The 19,849-nt window shown below is 69.8% G+C and carries 21 protein-coding genes; 11 read left to right on the top strand and 10 right to left on the bottom strand.

Annotated features, from left to right (window positions below; all coding sequences use genetic code 11):
* Nucleotides 1-9: 9 nt before the first annotated feature.
* From ACLQ29_RS02255 to ACLQ29_RS02270, 4 genes are all read right to left on the bottom strand, one after another.
* On the bottom strand, nucleotides 10-870 hold the full coding sequence (locus tag ACLQ29_RS02255; protein WP_425769994.1) for a hypothetical protein: 861 nt from the start codon (nucleotides 868-870) through the stop codon (nucleotides 10-12).
* On the bottom strand, nucleotides 863-1,363 hold the full coding sequence (locus ACLQ29_RS02260) for a sigma factor-like helix-turn-helix DNA-binding protein (protein ID WP_425769995.1): 501 nt from the start codon (nucleotides 1,361-1,363) through the stop codon (nucleotides 863-865). Before ACLQ29_RS02260 ends, ACLQ29_RS02255 begins: the two co-directional genes overlap by 8 nt.
* A gap of 62 nt (nucleotides 1,364-1,425) precedes the next feature.
* Nucleotides 1,426-2,409 (bottom strand): ketopantoate reductase family protein, encoded by a 984-nt coding sequence (locus tag ACLQ29_RS02265; RefSeq protein ID WP_425769996.1) that lies wholly within the window; start codon nucleotides 2,407-2,409, stop codon nucleotides 1,426-1,428.
* Between the two features lie 21 nt (nucleotides 2,410-2,430).
* The gene (locus ACLQ29_RS02270; protein WP_425769997.1) at nucleotides 2,431-3,174 is read right to left on the bottom strand and encodes a M50 family metallopeptidase; all 744 of its coding nucleotides are present in this window, start codon (nucleotides 3,172-3,174) and stop codon (nucleotides 2,431-2,433) included.
* Between the two features lie 101 nt (nucleotides 3,175-3,275).
* Between ACLQ29_RS02270 and ACLQ29_RS02275 the strand changes: the two genes are divergently transcribed.
* Entirely contained in the window at nucleotides 3,276-3,827 is a 552-nt protein-coding gene (locus tag ACLQ29_RS02275) for a Uma2 family endonuclease (protein WP_425769998.1), read from the top strand.
* 126 nt (nucleotides 3,828-3,953) lie between these two features.
* The gene (locus ACLQ29_RS02280; RefSeq protein WP_425769999.1) at nucleotides 3,954-4,706 is read left to right on the top strand and encodes a GH25 family lysozyme; all 753 of its coding nucleotides are present in this window, start codon (nucleotides 3,954-3,956) and stop codon (nucleotides 4,704-4,706) included.
* 81 nt (nucleotides 4,707-4,787) lie between these two features.
* On the opposite strand, the gene ACLQ29_RS02285 is transcribed toward ACLQ29_RS02280, so the two are convergent.
* The gene (locus ACLQ29_RS02285; RefSeq protein WP_425770000.1) at nucleotides 4,788-5,021 is read right to left on the bottom strand and encodes a hypothetical protein; all 234 of its coding nucleotides are present in this window, start codon (nucleotides 5,019-5,021) and stop codon (nucleotides 4,788-4,790) included.
* Nucleotides 5,022-5,108: 87 nt separating this feature from the next.
* Entirely contained in the window at nucleotides 5,109-7,139 is a 2,031-nt protein-coding gene (locus ACLQ29_RS02290; protein ID WP_425770001.1) for a protein kinase domain-containing protein, read from the bottom strand.
* Between the two features lie 90 nt (nucleotides 7,140-7,229).
* Here ACLQ29_RS02290 and ACLQ29_RS02295 point away from each other — a divergent pair, with 90 nt between their 5' ends.
* On the top strand, nucleotides 7,230-7,424 hold the full coding sequence (locus ACLQ29_RS02295; RefSeq protein ID WP_425770002.1) for an acyl-CoA carboxylase epsilon subunit: 195 nt from the start codon (nucleotides 7,230-7,232) through the stop codon (nucleotides 7,422-7,424).
* An 87-nt stretch (nucleotides 7,425-7,511) separates the two neighbouring features.
* Nucleotides 7,512-7,970 carry a hypothetical protein gene (locus ACLQ29_RS02300; protein ID WP_393366369.1) on the top strand — a complete coding sequence of 153 codons (459 nt, stop codon included), beginning with the start codon at nucleotides 7,512-7,514 and terminating at the stop codon, nucleotides 7,968-7,970.
* A 292-nt stretch (nucleotides 7,971-8,262) separates the two neighbouring features.
* Here ACLQ29_RS02300 and ACLQ29_RS02305 read toward each other — a convergent pair whose 3' ends face one another.
* The gene (locus ACLQ29_RS02305; protein WP_425770003.1) at nucleotides 8,263-8,415 is read right to left on the bottom strand and encodes a hypothetical protein; all 153 of its coding nucleotides are present in this window, start codon (nucleotides 8,413-8,415) and stop codon (nucleotides 8,263-8,265) included.
* Between the two features lie 933 nt (nucleotides 8,416-9,348).
* On the opposite strand from ACLQ29_RS02305, the gene ACLQ29_RS02310 reads away from it, so the two are divergent.
* The 3 genes from ACLQ29_RS02310 (at nucleotide 9,349) to ACLQ29_RS02320 (ending at nucleotide 12,024) form a co-directional block, all read left to right on the top strand.
* The gene (locus tag ACLQ29_RS02310) at nucleotides 9,349-10,506 is read left to right on the top strand and encodes a S8 family serine peptidase (RefSeq protein WP_425770004.1); all 1,158 of its coding nucleotides are present in this window, start codon (nucleotides 9,349-9,351) and stop codon (nucleotides 10,504-10,506) included.
* Nucleotides 10,507-10,705: 199 nt separating this feature from the next.
* Nucleotides 10,706-11,374 carry a Maf family protein gene (locus ACLQ29_RS02315; protein ID WP_393366365.1) on the top strand — a complete coding sequence of 223 codons (669 nt, stop codon included), beginning with the start codon at nucleotides 10,706-10,708 and terminating at the stop codon, nucleotides 11,372-11,374.
* On the top strand, nucleotides 11,371-12,024 hold the full coding sequence (locus ACLQ29_RS02320; RefSeq protein ID WP_425770005.1) for an O-methyltransferase: 654 nt from the start codon (nucleotides 11,371-11,373) through the stop codon (nucleotides 12,022-12,024). The genes ACLQ29_RS02315 and ACLQ29_RS02320 overlap by 4 nt, the downstream gene beginning before the upstream one ends.
* A gap of 139 nt (nucleotides 12,025-12,163) precedes the next feature.
* Here the strand turns inward: ACLQ29_RS02320 and ACLQ29_RS02325 are convergent, their stop codons facing one another.
* From ACLQ29_RS02325 to ACLQ29_RS02335, 3 genes are all read right to left on the bottom strand, one after another.
* Complete coding sequence (locus ACLQ29_RS02325; RefSeq protein ID WP_425758252.1) at nucleotides 12,164-12,919, bottom strand: ABC transporter permease; 756 nt, start codon at nucleotides 12,917-12,919, stop codon at nucleotides 12,164-12,166.
* A gap of 17 nt (nucleotides 12,920-12,936) precedes the next feature.
* A complete protein-coding gene (locus tag ACLQ29_RS02330; RefSeq protein WP_425770006.1) occupies nucleotides 12,937-13,896 on the bottom strand; it encodes an ATP-binding cassette domain-containing protein in 960 nt (319 codons plus the stop codon).
* Nucleotides 13,897-14,018: 122 nt separating this feature from the next.
* The gene (locus ACLQ29_RS02335; protein ID WP_425770156.1) at nucleotides 14,019-14,633 is read right to left on the bottom strand and encodes a PadR family transcriptional regulator; all 615 of its coding nucleotides are present in this window, start codon (nucleotides 14,631-14,633) and stop codon (nucleotides 14,019-14,021) included.
* 139 nt (nucleotides 14,634-14,772) lie between these two features.
* On the opposite strand from ACLQ29_RS02335, the gene ACLQ29_RS02340 reads away from it, so the two are divergent.
* From ACLQ29_RS02340 to ACLQ29_RS02355, 4 genes are all read left to right on the top strand, one after another.
* Nucleotides 14,773-16,524, top strand: a complete 1,752-nt coding sequence (locus ACLQ29_RS02340; protein ID WP_425770007.1) for an acetyl/propionyl/methylcrotonyl-CoA carboxylase subunit alpha — start codon at nucleotides 14,773-14,775, stop codon at nucleotides 16,522-16,524.
* A gap of 109 nt (nucleotides 16,525-16,633) precedes the next feature.
* Nucleotides 16,634-18,073, top strand: a complete 1,440-nt coding sequence (locus ACLQ29_RS02345; RefSeq protein WP_425758255.1) for a GuaB1 family IMP dehydrogenase-related protein — start codon at nucleotides 16,634-16,636, stop codon at nucleotides 18,071-18,073.
* A 225-nt stretch (nucleotides 18,074-18,298) separates the two neighbouring features.
* Entirely contained in the window at nucleotides 18,299-18,913 is a 615-nt protein-coding gene (locus ACLQ29_RS02350; RefSeq protein ID WP_425770157.1) for an RNA polymerase sigma factor, read from the top strand.
* Nucleotides 18,906-19,844, top strand: a complete 939-nt coding sequence (locus ACLQ29_RS02355; protein WP_425770008.1) for a CU044_5270 family protein — start codon at nucleotides 18,906-18,908, stop codon at nucleotides 19,842-19,844. Before ACLQ29_RS02350 ends, ACLQ29_RS02355 begins: the two co-directional genes overlap by 8 nt.
* The last annotated feature ends 5 nt before the right edge of the window (nucleotides 19,845-19,849 follow it).

Here is a 19,849-nt window from a genome sequence, read left to right on the forward strand (position 1 = left end):
ACCGGGGGGTCAGCAGGGCGGGTTGGCGGCGGCGCACATCCGGGCCGCCGCCGCCAGGGTGAGCTGGCGGAGTTCGGCCTCGGTGCCCCCCGCCCAGAGGCGGAGCACCGAGACGGTGTCGCCGACCCGGACGATCGCCAGCAGGATCGGCGGAGGGTCGTCGCCGAGCGGCTGCCCGGTCTGCACGTCCCGGGGGGCGGTGAGCGAGTCCCGCAGGATGGCGGCGTCGTCCCCGGCGAAGCCCCGCTGCACCACCGCCCACCGGTGGACCGCCTCCATCGTGCGGATGCCCTCTGCCGTCTTCACCTGCCCGACGCTGCGCCACTCGGCGCAGGGTGCGACCAACTCGTCCAGTTCGGCGAAGAGCTGCGTGGCCGCTTCGGGCACCATTCGGAAGAGATCCTGCGTCAACACGCCCTTGCTTTGCGTGGCAACGCTCGGAGACTGCCTGTGCACCAGGGTCTGCGAGCGGGACAGGATGGACATCTTCCGGCCGTCCGAGCGCCCCTGGCTCGTCCGGCAGTAGTCGAGCTGGTGATCGAGTTGGACCGGCTCACCGAGCCCGGAGTCGCTGAGCCGCACCTCGACCTGCTGCGACAGCTCGGCTGGCTGCAACAGAGCGTCGGTGGTGATCTCGTGCCGGGTCGGCGCGGCCGAGGGCGCGGCGGCCGGCAGGGCCGGTGCCGGGGACTTCCGCGGCGCGGCGACCGCCACCGCGGAGACCCCGGCAAACGCCAGCACGACGGTGGCCACCACGATCCTGCGCTGGCTGCGACGGCGGGCCCGCGAGCGAATCTCCTCCGGGGCCGGCCACCGGACATCCCTCAGGTCACTGTGGATCTGCTCGACGAACGGCAGGTCATCACGCATCGGTGGCCTCCTCCAGATCAGAGACGGCGAGCAGACTGGCGAGCGCGGCGCGCCCCCGGGAGAGGCGGGCCTTGACGGTGCCCACCGGGGCCGCGGTTTCCCGCGCCACGTCGGCGACCGGCATGCCGACCAGGTAGTAGAGGGCGATGGCGACGCGTTGCTCCTCGGGCAGCCGGCGCAGGGCGGCGACCACCTCGACGGTGTCGGTGCCCGGACCAGGAACGGTCTCGGTGGCCCCGTGCCGCAGGTACGCGCGGGCACGACTGCGCAGGCTGCGCCACCGGCTGACCGCGACCCGGCTGGCCACCACCCGCACCCACGCCTCCGGGTCGTCGTACCCCCGGACCGTCGACCAGCGCTGCCACGCCCGGATGTACGCCTCCTGCACGGCGTCCTGAGCCTCGACCCGGTCGCCGGTCAGGGCGTAGACGAACCCGAGCAGCCGTTGCCGGCTCCCCGTGTAGAACTCGTCGAACCCGTCGCTGTCCGGCACCCGCTACCTCCCCGTGTCGGTCGCAGGGAACACGCGCCGGGTCGGGTCGTCGGTTGCCGAGATCAGGGAATCATCTTCTCCAGTTCGGCGAGCGGGAACCCGCCGGCCCCGATCCGCTCCCGGACCGCCCGGCGGACGGCCCGCTGGACCGCGACGTTCACCGGCGTCGGTACGCCGTGCAGCCGACCGAGCAGCGCGATCTCACCGTTGAGGTGGTCGACCTCGGTCGAACCGGTGCCCCGGGCCAAGCTCTGCCAGGTGGAGCCACCGGAGCGGGCCTCGCCGTCGACCGGGCGCTGCTGCACCAGGTCGCCGCGTTCGGCCTTCTCCTCCGGCGGCGAGGTGTGCGCGATGCCGGCGGCGGCGAGCGCGGCGACACCCTCGGCGCGTACCCGCTCGACAAACACGTCCGGGATGTCCCGACCGAGCAGCGCCTGCAGGCCGTTGCCGAGATTGCTGAGCAGCTTGCCGTACTTCCAGCGCAGCACGTCGTCGCGGACCGGCGCGACGAACCCGGCGGCGCTCAGATCGGCGGCGATCGCCCGGTCGGTGTCGTCGGCGCCCTCCGGGTATCGCCCGATGTGGAGCATCCCCGGGTGCGGGTAGCCGTTCGCCACCACCACGCCCGGGTCCAGGTAGGTGGCCGGCAGCCAGACGCAGACCGGGTGCACGTCGGCGAAGAGCCGCAGCGCGGCCCGCTCGTTCGCCACCCCGTTCTGCGCGGTCACCAGCGACAGCCGCTCGCCCGCCGTGCCCCCACCAGCCACCGGGGCGTCCACCCAGGCGGCCAGCGCTCCGGCGGTGTCCTGCGACTTGACGGTGAGGATCAGCACCGTGTCCGCCGGCAGCGGCTGGTCGTCGGGCCCGTCCACGGCGGCGAGCCGGGCGGTGACCTCGCCGTCAGGCTGCCGCAGGGTCAACCCGCGCGCCCGGATCGCGTCCAGGTGGGCACCACGGGCCACCACTGTCACGTCCCGGTCGGCCTGGGCCAGCCGTACGCCGATGGTCCCACCGACCGCACCCGCCCCGATGATCACGTATCGCATCGCCCCATTCTGCCCGCTGGGTCAGACCGTGAGGCCGGCGCTGGTGAGGATCGGTCCGGTCAGCAGCAGGGCGCCGGCGACCAGGGCGGCCAGGTTGACCACGGCGAAGACGCCAACCCAGAAGAGCGGCGGGAACGGGGTGAGTCCGGCGAGTTGGTCGGCGTCGGAGGCGGGCATCCGGCCCCGCGACCGCAGCCGTTGCAGCTCCACCACCGGTCGCACCCCGCCGAGCAGCAGGAACCACACCCCGACGTACGCGAACGCGGCCTGGACCTGCGGCGTGGCGTACCACGAGACAGCGAACACAAGTGCGCCGGTGACCAGCAGCGACACCACCCCGAAGACGTTGCGGATCATGACCAGCATGGCCAGCAGCAGCACCACCGCCACCCAGAGCAGCAGGGTGATCCGGTTGCCGCCGAGCAGCCAGGCGCCGGCCAGCCCGACCAGCGGCGGGGCGACGTACCCGGCGAGCAGGGTGAGGATCATGCCCGGCCCGGTGGGACGGCCGGCGGAGAGCGTCAGCCCGGACGTGTCCGAGTGCAGCCGGATGCCGCGCAGCTTGCGTCCGGTGAGCAGGGCGACGAGCGCATGCCCGCCCTCGTGCGCGATGGTGATGGCGTTGCGGGCGATCCGCCACGGCAGCCGGGTGGACACCACCACAAGCGCGACGGCAGCGGTGATCAGCACCAGCAGCGGGGGCGGGTCCGGCTGAGCGCCGAACAGCGTGTCCCAGGTCTCGCCCAGCCCGTCGATCGACATCATGGGGCGCGAGCCTACCGGCGGCGTTCCGTGTCGCTTCCGGAGCACCGCCTCGTATCCTGGGAGACTGATCGGGTGGCGAGTCGAGCGGGAGGTGAACGCGGGTGAGCGCAGCGCCCCTGGAGCCGCACATCGGCCTGTGGACCGAGGCCGACTACTTCGCCTTGGGCGAAACGCCGGACCGGATCGAGCTGCTCGACGGGAGCCTTTTGGTGAGCCCTGCCCCGAGCCGACGGCACCAGCGGGTGTCGCGCCGACTGGCGAACAGCATCGAAGCAGCGGCAGACCTCCACGGCCTGTCGGTCTACGACGCGATAAACGTCCGGCTCGGCATCGATCGAGTCGTCATTCCGGACCTCGTCGTGACCGATGTCGATGAGGACGGCACTTTCCTCGACCCCGACCGGGTGGTGCTCGTCGGCGAAATCGTCTCGCCCGGCAACGCCGCCGCCGACCGGCTGGTCAAGATGCAGCTCTACGCCATCGCGCGAATCCCCTGGTACCTGCTGGTCGAGCAGGACGGCGACGGTCACTCGCTGCGGCTGCACCGGCTCGACGGTGAGCACTACGTCGAGGACCAGGTGGCCAAGGCCGGCGAGACGCTGAGCGTCGTCGAGCCGTTCCGCTGGCAGCTCGACCCGGCCACCCTGAGCTGATTCGTTCCGCTCCGGTCACCTGTGCGACCGACACTCGTCGATGAAGCTTTTTTCAGTCACCCTTGTGATCTAGGGCACTTACCTCCAAAGATGGTTGTCGATAGAGCAACGTCCTTGGAGGCACTCATGGCCCGTACCTCGTCATCGCTGCGCCGCGCGTTCGCGGCCGGCCTCACCGTCCTCGCCACCGCGGCGGCGGCCCTGGTCGCGACCGCCGGACCGGCGGCCGCCGCCACCACACCCGGCATCGACGTGTCCCGCTACCAGGGCAGCATCAACTGGACAAGCGTCCGCAACGCGGGCATCCAGTTCGCCTTCATCAAGGCAACCGAGGGCAGCACCTACAAGGACCCGAACTTCAACGCCAACTACGTCAACTCGTACAACGCCGGGGTGATCCGCGGGGCGTACCACTTCGCCCGGCCCAACATCTCCGCCGGCTCCACCCAGGCCAACTACCTGGCCTCCAACGGCGGCGCCTGGTCGGCGGACAGCCGCACCCTGCCGGCGGCGCTGGACATCGAGGCCAACCCGTACAGCGGCGGCTACTGCTACGGCCTGAGCACCACCGGGATGCGCAACTGGGTGCAGGACTTCCTGAACACCTACCGCTCCCGCACCGGCCGGTACGCCGTCATCTACACCACCACGAGCTGGTGGAACCAGTGCACCGGCAGCTGGACCGGCCCGTGGGCGAACCACCCGCTCTGGCTGGCCCGCTGGTCGAGCGCGCCCGGCGCCCTGCCGGCCGGCGCGTCGGTGTGGAGCTTCTGGCAGTACACGAGCACCGGCGTCGTCTCCGGGATCAGCGGCAACGTGGACCGCAACTACTGGAACGGTGACCGCAGTCGACTGATCGCGCTGGCCAACAACACCTGATCGGGCCGTTGGCGGCAGCGGGATCGACGGTCACCACACGGTTGACAATCGGTCCGGCTGCCGCCACCCACCGGGTACGGGTCAGACCCGCCGTCGGCTCAACGTCGGCACCATCACCGGAGCATCCTCGCGGACCAGCGCGTCCCGCCGGCTGAGCCGCCGGACGCCCACCGCACCAACGGTGATGGCAACGACGCCGAACAGCGCGACGAGTACCGGAAGCCCAACGCTGATCAGCAGCAGTGCCACATCGCCGAGTGCGACGAGCATCCACAGTGCCAGCCGGGGCCGGGCGTTCCTGTATCGGTAACCCATGTCGCACCTCCCTCCGTCGTTGGAGATCAGATACCCCGAACGACGCAAGAACATGCGAGAGAGGTTCGCGCAGGTGCGGAACGCCTGTCAGTTGACCCGATCGGGCTTGAAGCCCTTGACGACCTGGTCGAAGTTGGCGAGGTTGGCCTGCCAGTCCTTCTCCGCGATCTCCCACCGGATGGCGAAACCCCGGTTGGTGGCGGTTACGAAGCCCCGGTTACGCACGTGGATGCGGCTGCCGCCCCGGGTCTCCAGCCACTCCCAGTCGGCGCAGGTCCGGTACCAGTCGCAGGCCTTGATGTTGCCCACCAACTGGTAGTTGCTGACCAGATCCCGACGGTCAGGTTCGATCGCCTTCCAGTCGGCGACCGCGTCCTTCTTCGGGGTGGGGGTCCACTGGACCAGCATTATGCCAGGCCCATTGGGCTGGTTGAAGACGACCGTGTCCTTGCTGGTCTGACGGCCGCTCCAGCCGGGTGGAAGCGGGATGGAGAAGGTCGGCCCCTCGTGCAGCGTCCAACCCGCCTGCAGCGCGTTCGGGTCGGTCGACGGCGTGGGCGAGGCACTCGGTGCGCCCGTGGTGGGCGGAGGCGCCGCCGGAGCCGAGGACTGCGCCGGCGCCGACGTCGCGGCCGCACCGGTCGTCGGGCCGGTCTGCGGGGTCTCGTTGTCGTCGCCCTTGGTGAGCATCGGCACGATCACCACGAGGCCGATCAGCAGCAGGGCCACAAGAGCCCCGATCAGCACGTTGCGTCGGGTGTTGTTCGGCTTCGTGCCGTCCGACGGCGGGACCGCCGCACGACCGGCCGGACCCACCGGCGGCATGAGCGACGTCGACGTCGTCGGCTTGCGCTGCTCCGGCGCCACCGGCGGGCCGTCGACCACAGTCGGTTCGTCGTCGACGTTCGCCGTACCGTCGTCGATGCTCGTCGTACCGTCGCCGCTCGTGTCGGGTGCGGCCGTGACCTTCGCGGTCGGCTCGGCATCGGACGGGCGGTCGATCGTGGCGGTCGGCTCGGCCGGCACCGCCGCTGTCGGGTCGGCTGGCACCGGTGCCGTCGGGTCGGCTGGCACCGGTGCGGTCGGGTCGGAGTGCTCGCCGGAGGGAACGACTGTCGTCGGCGTGGCATCGGCGGAGGTGGTCGCGGCAGCAGCGGAGGTAGCAGCCGGCGGCGGCGACACCGGCCGGTCGACACTCTCGGCCGGCCGCGGGGCGGGGACGTGCGGCGGGCGCGGCTCGCGCGGACCGTTCGGCCCCGGCCGGCGTACGCCATCCAGCAGCGAGATCCCGCGCGCACGCTTGCCACCGGCGCGGCGCAGCAGGCGTTCCGCCACCTCTGCGGTGATCCGCTCGTGCGGATCCTTACGGAGCAGCCCGTTGAGCACGGCCTTGAGCGGACCGGCGTTCTTCGGCGGCGGAATCGGCTCGGTCGCCAGCGCCGCGAGGGTGCCGATCGCCGACGGCCGCGCGTAGGGAGACTTGCCCTCGACCGCCGCGTAGAGCGTCGCGCCCAACGACCACAGATCCGCCTCCGGGCCGGCGGTGCCGTCCCGGGCCCGCTCCGGCGAGATGTACGCGGGTGAGCCCAGCACCATCCCGGTGCGGGTCACGTTGGGGTCGCCCGGGATGGTGGCGAGACCGAAGTCGGTAAGCACCACCCGGCCGTCGTCGCCGAGCAACACGTTGCCGGGCTTGACGTCGCGGTGCATGACGCCCGCCTTGTGCGCGGCACTGAGCGCACCCAGCACGCCCAGGCCGATCTCCACCGTTTGGGCCACCGACACCGGGCCGTCCTCGGCGAGAGTGTCCTGCAACGACTTCGACGCCACGTACTCCATGACGATCCACGGATCGCCGTCGGTGCGCAGCACGTCGAAGATGCGGACAACGTTGGCGTGGTTGAGCCGGGCGATGGCCCGCGCCTCTCGCAACGAGCGCTCGCGCATCTCGCGGCGCTCCTCATCGGTGAGACCGGGAGGCGGCACCAACTCCTTGATGGCGACATCCCGGTGCAGCACCTCGTCGCGCGCCTTCCACACCCTGCCCATGCCACCCTGGCCGAGCGGCGTCAGAAGCCGGTATCGGTCAGCGACAAGTTGGGGAAGCGCGTTCGACATCGCTGAGACGGTACCCGGACCCGCCGACGCTCACACCGCCGGCACGCCACTGTGCGCTTCCCGCAACTTCGCGCCGCGTACCCTGGCGTCATGTCTGCCGAAGAGCCGCTGTTCCGGGTCGTCCGGGGCGTGCCCACCGCGGAGGAGTTGGCCGCGCTGGTAGGGGCGATCATCGTGCGAACCCGCCCCGCCGCCGCGCCCACGCCGACGACCACGTCCGTCTGGGCGCGCAGCGCTCGCCCGGCCAGCTCCGGTGGGTGGCGCACCGCCGGCCTGCCTCGCTGACCCGACCCTCCGGCGGGGGCTGCCAGGGGCGCGCGCAGCCGTTACCCTCACTCAGGGAGACGGTGTCGTGACAGTTAGGGAGGGCCCGTGATCCCCGAAGAGGACCGGCCAGCGCCCTGGCTGCGCGGCTACGGCGGCATCGAGGCCGACATCAGCCAGCTCAGAGAGTTCGCCGACCGGCTCGCCGCCGAGGTCGAGAGCAACTACGCGCCGCACCTTCCGTACATCGCCGAGGACATGTCCGCACGACTGCCCAACCCGTGCGACGCCTTCGTCGAGCTGGTCACGTTCCTGCACGCGCACCACGAGACGCAACAGGCCACCGCCGACATGGTCTACGCCGTCCGCGGCGCCACCGGCCATCTCGCCGCCGCCGCCGACCAGGTCGCCACCAGATACGCCGACAGCGACGCCTTCACCGCCGCCCGCGTGGTGGACGTGCGACAGGCCCTCGCCGACCCGACCAGCATGCTGCCCGGCGGCCCCACACCGATGCTGACCGACCCGACCGGCCCCGACGCCGAAGGACCGGTGGTGCTGCCATGATCGAACGGGGCACCGGCCGCACCTCCGGCCTCACCGACTGGCACCTGATGGACGTCAACAGCATGTGGGCCTGCCTCCAGGACCACGACACCGACAACCACTGGAAGCAGGTCGCCGGCTGGCGCAAGGTCTGCGACCTGGCGCAGACCCACCTCAGCCGCCTTCAGGAATACCGGCGCGGGCTCGCCGAGGCGTGGCCACCCGAAACCAGCGCCGCCTCCAGCACCTACCTGGCCGAACTCGACGAGCTGATCGACAAGGTGCAGCGCACCCACAACGCCGCCGCCGCGAACTACACCGCACTCTCCGCCGCCACCCAGGCCATCGGCACCACCCGCGCCGCGCTCCGCAAAATCCACGAGGAGTACGCGACCAAGTCCCAACAGAAGCAGGCGTTCGAGTCGATGGCGACCGACCCGAAGGCGGTGATGGGCAATCGGGTCACCGAAGCGCCGGTCACCGACGCGGACCTGGAACGGCTCAATACTCAGGCACGAGCGGCGATGTTCAGCCTCAGCGGCGAACTCCAACAAGCCCAAGCAGCCCTCCAAAAACCACCCCCACCGCCTCGTCGACCTGGCCATCAGCCAAACGATCCGGACATATATGGGACCAGCACCCAGAGTCCGCTTATCCCCCCGGTTGTTGCTGTGCCGATGGTGCCGGCAGCACGGTTGCAAACCTCGAAGTCAGCACCTGTAGGCCAAGTGCCTCTTCAGACTTCTTCGGGAGTTGGTCCGATCCTGGGCGGAATAAGTTCAGGCTCAATCCCGACGACGGTCAATCTGACTCCGCCTGGATATACGAATCCCCCCACAGCACCCCTTAGCGCTCCTGCGGGGCCGCCGTCCAACTTCCCCCTTCGGCCCCTTAGCGGACTTTCGCCACACACTCAGGCAGGGCCAATCGGCACTCCACCAGGTGGGCAGAACAAACCTCCCCAACGACCGATACCACCCGCCTCCCCCCACCCCATGCCACACGGAGGCCTTATCGGGGGCCCACCAGGAATTAACCTGGGCCAGCCAGGAGCAGGACCGAGTTCGCCCCGCCGCGTCAACCCAATCGGCGGCGTGATCGGGGGCGGTGGAGCCGGCACTTCCCCTAGCGGAGGAGCAGGGTCTCGACCTGGTGCGGGTCGCAACTTCTCATCAGCACAGAGTTTCCCGCCTTGGGGCGGCGCTCCCGGATTGGCAAATCCCACCGGTGCACAGCCGAGCCCTGCTCAACCAAATGGTCGCAGGCAACCGGAGAACACCTCACCGTATTGGGATCCCGACAATCCATGGGAGACTGAGAATGGGGTCGCGCCAGTGGTGCGGCCACCCGATGACGAGGGACACATTGATCCTGGTCCGGCTATCGGCTTCCCGCGGCAATGACATTAATTGCCAAATTTGCACTTATCGCGCTAATTTCGCCCATGACCGCCACAGCTCCGTCAGAGGACACGAGCTCACAGTTAACACACCACACCCACCAGCCCAATGAGACCGAACGCATTCGGGGGGACCAGTGGCACCTCCGCTACCTCGACCTCACTAAAGCGCAGACCATTAGCCAAGGCGACGGAGTCGTCGTTGCGGTGCCTGATACCGGTGTAGATCCGCATCCTGACCTTAGAGACAACCTACTTCAGGGCATCGACACTGTGGCGGGAGGCTCGGGGAATGGCCAGATTGACTCAAACAGTCACGGCACGAGCATGGCAGGGCTAATCGCCGCACATGGCAGAGGCGGAAACAGTGGCGCTCTTGGCGTTGCACCGAAATCCAAGATTCTTCCAATAAAGGCGGCTGCGGCAGATAATTACGGCGAAGCAGATGATCTCGCTGCAGCTTTGGAGTACGCCACATCTAAAAGGGTCCAAGTGATCAGCATTTCAAGCGACGGCCCGTCGACTGAACGCTTAATTCGCGCAGTCCAAGCTGCACTCGCAGCGGACATTACCATTGTGGCAGCGGCAGGTAATTTGCCCTTCGGGTCGCTTGGATACCCGGCAAGCGAAGAGGGCGTAATCGCCGTTGGCGGCGTCGGCCGAGATGGACTGCACGCCGCCATCTCGGTGACCGGACCAAAGATCGACGTGACTGCTCCCGCTGTTGACATTTACAGCACTAGTTACGACGGAAAGTACTCGAAGGGCACTGGCACATCGAGCGCCACGGCGATTGTGGCGGGCGCGGCGGCCTTGATTCGGTCCAAGTACCCGTACCTGCCGGCGCGGGAGGTGGCGCACCGGCTGACGGCAACGGCGATCGACAAGGGTCCGCCTGGGCGTGACGACGAGTACGGCTATGGCGTGATCGATCTGGTGGCGGCGCTGACGGCGGACGTACCGCCGCTGGGGTTTGAATCTGTGAGCGCGCCGGCTGGTGCTGGCCCGACGACGACCGATGCTCAGCCGGGTGACGGTGGCGCGACGGCGCGCGGCCTGGCCACCCTTGGGGTGATCTTGGCTGTGGGGGTTGGATGGGCGGTGGTGGCGCGGCGGCGTCGGCGTGGGGATGATCCGCCGCCCAGGATTAGTCGCTGATCGATCCGCGATGTGGCGATCGACTCGGGTTCCTTGATGTTGCGGTGTCTGGGGCGGTGGGATACCGCGGTTTCAGCATCGGCGAGTTGATCAGGCTGGGCGTTCGGTTGACGCAGGTCGAGCGCGCCCGGGGACGACGTCGGGACGGGTGCGTGGCGGGAGGTCGTTGCGGGGATGGTTGACCGGTAACGTCGGGTGGGTGTCTGAGACCCTGCCGCTCCGCCTCGTGCTCGCCTCGGCGAGCCCTGCCCGTCGTAAGTCCCTCCAGGCTGCCGGAATTGAGCCGGATGTGCTGGTCAGTGGGGTGGACGAGTCGTTGGTGGTGACCGAGCGGGCTGAGGAGTTGTGCCTGGAGTTGGCTCGCCTCAAGGCGCAGGCGGTGTTGACCCGGCTGAGTCCTGACGCCGGCCAGCGGACGTTGGTGATCGGCTGTGACTCCGTGCTCGCCTTCGACGGGGAGATCCTCGGCAAGCCCACGGACGCGGCGGACGCCACCGGGCGCTGGCTGCGGATGCGGGGGCGCAGCGGCGTCCTGCACAGCGGGCACTGCCTGATCGACGTTTCCGCCGGGCGGCGCGCGGAGGCCGTCGCCTCGACCACTGTCCACTTCGCGGACATCAGCGATGACGAGATCGCCGCCTACGTGGCGAGTGGTGAGCCGCTGGCGGTGGCCGGCGCGTTCACGATCGACGGGTTGGGCGGGCCGTTCGTGGAACGGATCGAGGGTGACCCGGGGACGGTGGTCGGGCTGTCGATGCCGCTGCTGCGTCGCCTCCTCGCGGAACTCGACCTACAGATCACCGACCTGTGGACGAAGGTCGCGCCGGGAGGCCAGTCGGTCGAGCCACTCGGTAACGTCCGGTCATGACCACCAAGTCGATCCCGCTGACTGACGAGCTGCACACCTACCTGGTCGCCCACGGCTCCCCGCCGGACGAAATCATTCGTGACCTGGCCGAGGAGACCCTGTCGGTGCTGCCGGAACACGCCACCATGCAGGTGGCACCGGAGCAGGCCGCCTTTCTGACGTTCCTCACCCGGCTGCTCGACGTACGGCAGGCTGTTGAGGTTGGCACGTTCACCGGGCTCTCGTCGCTGGCGATCGCCCGCGGGTTGCCCGAGGACGGGCGGCTGACCTGCTTCGACATCTCGGAGGAGTTCACCGGCATCGCCCGGCGCTACTGGGCTCGGGCCGGCGTGCAGGACCGGATCGAGCTGCGCATCGGCCCGGCCGGGGAGACGTTGCGGGAGTTGCCGCACGAGCGCTACCTGGACTTCGCGTTCATCGACGCCGACAAGACGGGCTACCCGGTCTACTGGGCCGAGTTGGTGCCCCGGATGCGGCCGGGTGGGGTGATCGCGGTCGACAACGTCCTGCGGGGCGGACGGATCATCGCGCCGCAGGACGAGGGCGACCGGGCGATCGCCGCGTTCAACGATGAGGTGTTGGCCGACGTACGGGTGGACCAGGTGATGCTGCCGATCGCGGACGGCCTCACCCTCGCCCGGGTGCGCTGAGCCGCAACGCCCGGCCGCATGATCCCCTCGGGTTCCTGGAAGTCGCGGCATCCCAGGCCGCAGGACACCCCGACTTCCAGGAAACCGAGTCGATCAAGCCGGGGCCGCCGCGCCGACCCGGCCGACCCAAGCCAAGGCGTCAGCGGACGCTGCGGGCGAACTGGCGAGCGGCCCAGTAGACGCCCAGCGCGGCGAGCACCGCGGTGATGCCGAGGCCCTGCCAGACCTTGTCGCTGGCCAGGTCGCCGGCGAACAGCGCCCGGGTGCCGTCGACCGCCCAGGAGAACGGGTTCCAGTTGGCGATGCCCTGCAACCAGCCGGGCGCGAAGGTGAGCGGCAGCAGGATGCCGGACAGCAACAGCACCGGCTGCGCCACCGTGTTCATCAGGGGAGCCAGCGCGTCCTCGCTCTTGACCTTGAGAGCGACGCCGTAGGAGACGGCCGAGGTCATGAGGGCGATCAGGGCGAGCATCAGGTACGCCAGCAGCAGGTCCCCGATGAACACCCGCAGGTCGAAAAGGAGCGCCAGCAGGGTGATGATGATTGCCTGCACGACGAGCGACACGACGTCCCGCAGCGAGCGGCCGAGCAGCAGGGCGAGCCGGCTGATCGGGGTGACCCGGGAGCGTTCGATGACACCGGCGCGCAGCTCGGCGATGAGGCCGAAGCCCTGGAACAGCCCACCGAAGATCGCCAGCAGCACCAACAGGCCGGGTACGAAGATCTTGTAGGCGGCGGCCTGGGTGGGCGCGTTCAGTGCCGGCTTGAGCAGCGGGGCGAAGAGCAGCAGGTACATGACCGGCTGGAACACGCCGACGAAGACCCAGACCGGGTTGCGCAGCAGGAGTTGGGTCTGGCGTTGGAAGATCAGCCAGGTGTCACGGGCGAATTTCATGAGTGATCTCCGGGTTGTCAGGACTCGCGCAGCGAGCGACCGGTCTTGGTGAGGAAGACGTCGTCCAGGCTGGGTCGGTGCAGCTCGATCGAGCGCAACTCCAGCCCGGCGTGGTCGAGCCTGCGCAGCACCTGCGGGATGGCGACGGCACCCTCGTCGACGTAGAGGCGCAGCCCGCCCTCGTCGATGGTCTCCAGCTTGTTGACGTACGACTCGCCGTCGAGCACCTGCGCGGCCTGCGGGGTGGCGGCCAGGTCGAGACCGACGAGCACCACGTCGCCGGAGATCTCGCGCTTCAGCTCGGCCGGGGTGCCCTCGGCCACGACCTCGCCGTTGTCCATGATCGCGATCCGGTCGCAGAGCGCGTCGGCCTCGTCCAGGTAGTGCGTGGTGATGAAGACGGTCATGCCGTCGCCGCGTAGCCGCCGGATCTCGTCCCACATGTGCGCGCGGCTCTGCGGGTCGAGGCCTGTGGTCGGCTCGTCCAGGAAGACGATCTTCGGCTCGTGGATGATGCCGAGCGCGATCTCGACCCGCCGACGCTGGCCGCCGGAGTAGGTCTTGCACGCGCGGTCGGCGTACTCGGTGAGTTGGAAGGCCTCCAGGGCGCGGACGGCGCGCCGCTGCGCGTCGGCCTTGCCGATGCCGTACATGCGGGCGTGCAGCACCAATTCCTCGCGGGCGGTGGACTCGTCCCAGGTGCTGCCGCCCTGCGGGACGTAGCCGATCCGCCGGCGCACCTCGGCCGGGTCCTTGCGCAGGTCGGCGCCCGCGATGGTGGCGTCGCCACCGTCCGGCTCGATGAGCGTGGCGAGCATCCGCAGCGTGGTGGTCTTGCCGGCGCCGTTCGGGCCGAGGAAGCCGAAGATCTCGCCCTCGGCGACCGTGAGGTCGACGCCCCGCACGGCGTCCACCGTCTTCGTCTCTCGACCCGCGCGGGAGCGGAACGACTTCCGCAGCCCCCTGGTCTCGATCATTTTCGCTCCTGGTCGTTCGGGCCGGCCGCGCCGGCCGTCGAGTGGGGAGGACGCCGAACGGCGCACTCCCCCGCAGTGCCGCCAGCAGGCTAACGCGATATAACTCTTGTAGTCAACGTTGATTATTCCGCTTGCTTCGGCGGTGGCGACTCCCGACGCTCCCTGAACCCCGACCAACCCTCGGCGCCCTCCAGCTCAACAGGCAGGTACGACACTCCGGAGTCGATCCGCTCCGCGATCCGCTCGCACCACCCCATCTCCGCCTCCGCGCGCGCCGCCCACAGCTCGAACATCCAACCCACGTGCACGGGCTTGCGGTTACGCACCCAGTCCGATTCCAACGAGGCGCGCATCGACTCGACACCGGCGCGCAGCAGATTGGCCCGATTGCGCAGGGCCGCCGCGGCCTCGGCGCGCGGCATGGCCGGCAGGAAGGAGAAGGCCACCGCGAAGGGGTCGGACGGCTCGCTGAGGTTCCACCAGAGGTTGCGCAGCATCGTCTCGAACTCGTCCTCACCCGTGGCGGTCACCTCGTAGGTGGTCCGGGCCGGGCGGGCTCCGACCTGCTCGGTGGCGACGGCACGGAGCAGCCCTTCCTCGGTGAGCTTGCGCAACGCGTGGTAGATCGAGCCGGGCTGCACGTTCGCCCACTTGTCGGCGCTCCAGCTCAACAGCTCGCGGCGTACGTCATAGCCGTGCACGGGCTGCATCCACCGCACCAGACCGAGGATCATCATTCGAGTCGCAGACACCGCACAAGCGTAATAGCCAAGTTTGACTATGGTGCGTGCCGCATTCCACACTGAGCGATCGTTAGGGTGACCGGGGCGGCCGATACACTCCCCGTCAGTAACCTGCCGGGGAGGAGCCACGAAGGTGCGCAAGGTACTCATCGCCAACCGCGGCGAGATCGCCGTCCGGGTGATCCGTGCGTGCCGCGACGCCGGCCTGGGCAGCGTCGCCGTCTACGCGGACTCCGACCGCGAGGCCCTGCACACCACCCTCGCGGACGAGGCGTACGCGCTCGGCGGGGACAGCGCGACCGAGACGTACCTGCGCATCGACAAGCTGCTCGACGTCGCCGCGCGGGCCGGTGCCGACGCCGTACACCCGGGTTATGGCTTTCTCAGCGAGAACGCCGACTTCGCCCAGGCGGTCATCGACGCCGGGCTGACCTGGATCGGCCCCACCCCGCAGGCGATCCGCGACCTGGGCGACAAGGTGACCGCCCGGCACATCGCCCAACGCGCCGGCGCGCCGCTGGTCCCCGGCACGCCGGACCCGGTGGCCAACCCGGACGAGGTGATGGCGTTCGCCGTCGACCACGGCCTGCCGGTCGCCATCAAGGCCGCCTTCGGCGGCGGCGGGCGCGGCCTCAAGGTCGCCCGCACGATGGAGGAGATCCCCCAGCTCTTCGAGTCGGCCACCCGCGAGGCGGTCGCGGCGTTCGGCCGGGGCGAGTGCTTCGTCGAGCGCTACCTGGACCAGCCCCGCCACGTCGAGGCGCAGGTCCTCGCCGACCAGCACGGCAACGTGATCGTGGTGGGCACCCGGGACTGCTCCCTGCAACGTCGCCACCAGAAGCTCGTGGAGGAGGCGCCCGCGCCGTTCCTCACCGACGCCCAGCGTGCCCAGATCCACGACAGCGCCAAGGCGATCTGCCGGGAGGCCGGTTACCACGGCGCAGGCACTGTCGAATACCTGGTCGGCAGGGACGGCACCATCTCCTTCCTGGAGGTCAACACCCGGCTCCAGGTCGAGCACCCGGTCACCGAGGAGACCGCCGGCATCGACCTGGTCCGCGAGCAGTTCCGGATCGCCGACGGCGAGAAGCTGCGCAGCACCGAGGACCCGACGCCGCGCGGGCACGCCATCGAGTTCCGGATCAACGGCGAGGACCCGGGCCGCAACTTCCTGCCCGCCCCGGGCACGGTCACCACGTTGCGGCTGCCCACCGGCCCGGGCGTCCGGGTGGACACCGGCATCTCGGCCGGCGACGTGATCGGCGGCAACTTCGACTCGCTGCTCGCCAAGGTGATCATCACCGGTGAGACGCGCACCGAGGCGCTGGAGCGCGCCCGCCGCGCGCTTGACGAGATGGTCGTCGACGGGATGGCCACCGCGCTGCCGTTCCACCGGCTGGTCGTGCGGGACGAGGCGTTCACCGCCGAACCGTTCACCGTGCACACCAGGTGGATCGAGACGGAGTTCCACAACACCGTGCCGCCGTTCGCCGCCGCCGCCGGCACCGCCGAGGCGCCGGCCGAGCGCGACACCGTCGTGGTCGAGGTGGGCGGCAAGCGCCTGGAGGTCAGCCTCCCCGCCGGCTTCGGCGGGAGTACGACCACCGTGGCACCCGCCACCCGTAAGCCGGGACGACGCGGCGGCGCAGCCAAGGGGGGCGCGCCGGTCAGCGGCGACGCGCTCACCTCACCCATGCAGGGCACCATCGTCAAGATCGCGGTAGCCGACGGCGACACCGTGGCCGAGGGGGACCTGGTGGTGGTGCTGGAGGCGATGAAGATGGAGCAGCCGCTGCACGCCCACAAGTCGGGCACGGTGAGCGGGCTCACCGCCGAGGTCGGCGCGGTGCTCACCGCCGGCGCTCCCATCTGCACCATCGCCTGACGGGCTTTGACCCCGGTCCTGCTACTTCGTCCTGCCGGCAGGAGTGCGGCGGGGGTGGTTTGCGGCACCGAGGCGGGCGCGGACGGCCGTGGCCGGGAATGATGGCCGGGTGCGGTTCCTTCACGGCGCGGCCCCCGCGCACGACCTGACCTATACCGACGTCTTCATGGCGCCGGCCCGCTCCGACCTGGGCTCCCGGCTCGACGTCGACCTGTCTACAGGTGACGGCACCGGCACCACGATCCCGCTTGTGGTGTCAAACATGACAGCGGTCGCCGGCCGGCGGATGGCCGAGACGGTGGCCCGCCGAGGTGCGATCACGGTGATCCCGCAGGACATCCCGATCGAGGTGGTGGCGAATGTCGTCGCCTGGGTCAAGCAGCGGCACCTGGTCTACGACACACCCATCACCCTGGGCCCGACGGAGACCGTGGGTGACGCCATCCACCTGCTGCCCAAGCGCTCGCACGCCGCGGTGATCGTGGTCGACGACGCCGGCCGGCCGATGGGCGTGGTAACCGAGGCGGACACCACGGGAGTGGATCGGTTCGCCCAGCTCCGTCACGTGATGTCCACCGAGCTGCACACCGTCCCGGCGGACGCCGACCCGCGTACCGGCTTCGACCTGCTCTCCGCGGGCCGTCGCCGGCTCGCTCCGGTGGTGGACGCCGACGGTCGGCTGGTCGGGGTGCTGACCCGCCAGGGCGCGCTGCGCGCCACCCTCTACACGCCGGCCGTGGACGACCGGGGCCGGCTGCGCATCGCGGCGGCCGTCGGGATCAACGGCGACGTGACCGGAAAGGCCGCAGCGCTGCTGGAGGCGGGGGTGGACACGCTTGTCGTGGACACCGCACACGGCCACCAGTCGCGGATGATCTCCGCGCTCCAGGCGGTCCGCAAGCTGGACCCTGGGGTCCCCGTCGCGGCCGGCAACGTGGTCACCGCTGAGGGAGTACGCGACCTCGTCGAGGCGGGTGCGGACATCATCAAGGTCGGCGTCGGGCCGGGCGCGATGTGCACCACCCGGATGATGACCGGCGTGGGTCGGCCGCAGTTCTCCGCCGTACTCGACTGCGCGGCCGCGGCCCGGCAACTGGGCCGGCACGTCTGGGCCGACGGCGGGGTGCGGCACCCCCGGGACGTGGCACTCGCGCTCGCCGCCGGGGCGTCGAACGTGATGATCGGCTCGTGGTTCGCCGGCACCTACGAGTCCCCCGGCGACCTGTACACGGAGCCGGACGGCCGGCGCTACAAGGAGAGCTTCGGGATGGCCTCGGCTCGGGCCGTCAGTGCCCGTACCGCGGACGACAGCCCGTACGACCGGGCCCGCAAGGCGGTGTTCGAGGAGGGCATCTCCTCGGCGCGGATGTACCTGGACCCGGTCCGACCCGGCGTCGAGGACCTGATCGACGAGATCATCGCTGGCGTTCGCAGCGCCTTCACCTACGCCGGCGCACGAAACCTGACGCAGTTCCACGAGCGGGCGATCGTCGGCGTGCAGAGCGCCGCCGGCTTCACCGAAGGAATGCCCCTGCCCACGAGCTGGTAACCCCGGCCCCGCCTGCGTCACGATGGAGTTGCGCCGCTTTTTTCGACGGGCGGCAATGGGCGAAACCACCACCACTTTATGAACGACGCCCGGGCGGGCGTGCCGAGAGCTGCGCGGCGAGCGGGATCGGCCTGCGCCGTGCCGGCGCTGCTCGCGCCGCCCATGAACCGTTTGGCCGCCGGACGCGGATAACAGGTGACCCATCCGCTCCGCGAAAGGCTTTATATGAAGCACCTGCGGCGAGCAAAAGATGTCGATGTCGGTGCGATGGCGGACGGAGCGATTATCGCCCGGTCCGTGCAGGAACCGGAGATCTTCTCGGTCATCTTCGACCGACACGCGCCGCACATCCATCGTTACCTGGCCCGTCGTCTCGGCGTGCCGGCGGCGGACGACCTGGTTGCTGAGACGTTTCTCGCGGGATTTCGTCGTCGGGATCGATTCGACGTCACCCACTCGAACGCCCGGCCGTGGCTGTATGGGATCGCAGCCAACATCGTCAGCCAACACTGGCGCAATGAGGAACGGGAGTACCGGCTACGGCAGGCGTACGTCCCCCCGACGAGCGAGACGGAGCACGCCGACCGGGTCGCCAATGTGGTGACCGCGCAATCGCTACGTCGACTCCTTGTGGACGCGTTGGCCGTGCTCTCCGACGGAGACCGCGACGTGTTGCTGCTTGTCGCGTGGGAGGACCTGACCTACGACGAGGTTGCCGCCGCTCTGACGATTCCGGTCGGCACCGTGCGATCACGACTCAACCGAGCCCGCCGGCTGCTCCGTGAGCGGTTGGGCGGCGAACCGGCCGGCACTATCAAGGAGGCACTGAGCAATGGATGAGATGCGGCTGCTCCAGCAACTCGGTGGCGAGACCGGGCTGCCGACGATCGAGCGGTTGGAGCCGGCCCGTACCCGGCTGACGACCGCGATGACCACCCTGGCCTCCGTACCCGTGACGACGAGCGCACTTCCGGCGCCTCCTCGCTCGCGGCAGCCCGGTTGGCGGCTCGTGCTCAGCGGGGTGGCGGCGGCCAGCGTGGCTGCGTCGCTGGCCGCCGTTCTGATCCTTGCCCCGGACCGGCTCGGTGGCAGCACGCCGGCCGCCCGGGCCGATGCGGCCCAGGTTCTCCGGAACGCGGCGGCCGCCGCGCTGGAGCTGCCCGACGTCAATCCCCGGCCACATCAGTTTGTCTACTCACGCAGCCAGGAGGGTCCGGAAATCCGGGAAAGTTGGCAGTCGGTGGACGGAGTCCGGGACGGTCTGCTCATCGAGACCGCCACCGATGGCCGCACGGAGATCATCCTGCCCGGCTGCCGGAACGGAAGGTCCGCGGTGACCAGGGGCGACCAGGTGGTGCCGGGCGAGACCGAGCGGTGCGTTCCAACGCCCGCCTACCGTGCCGACATGCCCACCGACGCCGCCGCCATGCGGGCCTTCCTGACGAAGAATCGCAGCGGTGAACCGGGTGACGCCAATGCTGCCGGCAAGGACCTCCTCTACTACCTCAGCGAGGGCTACCTACGCCCTCGATCACGTGCGGCGCTCTACGAGGCAGCGGCGGCGACGCCGGGCCTGCGGGCTGTGGAGCACGCCAAGGACGGCGCGGGCCGATCGGGTATCGGGATCACCTGGTCGTCGACGGGCGGCCCGGGACAGATCGTGCTGGTCTTCCATCCCGAGACCTACGCCTTCCTCGGCGTGGGTGGGTCGGCGGGATCGTCGGCCGTGCTGGCTCTCGCCATCGTCGACCGAGTCGGTCAAACACTCTGATCTTG

It is taken from the genome of Micromonospora sp. DT228 (assembly GCF_049841595.1).
Lineage (GTDB): Bacteria > Actinomycetota > Actinomycetes > Mycobacteriales > Micromonosporaceae > Micromonospora.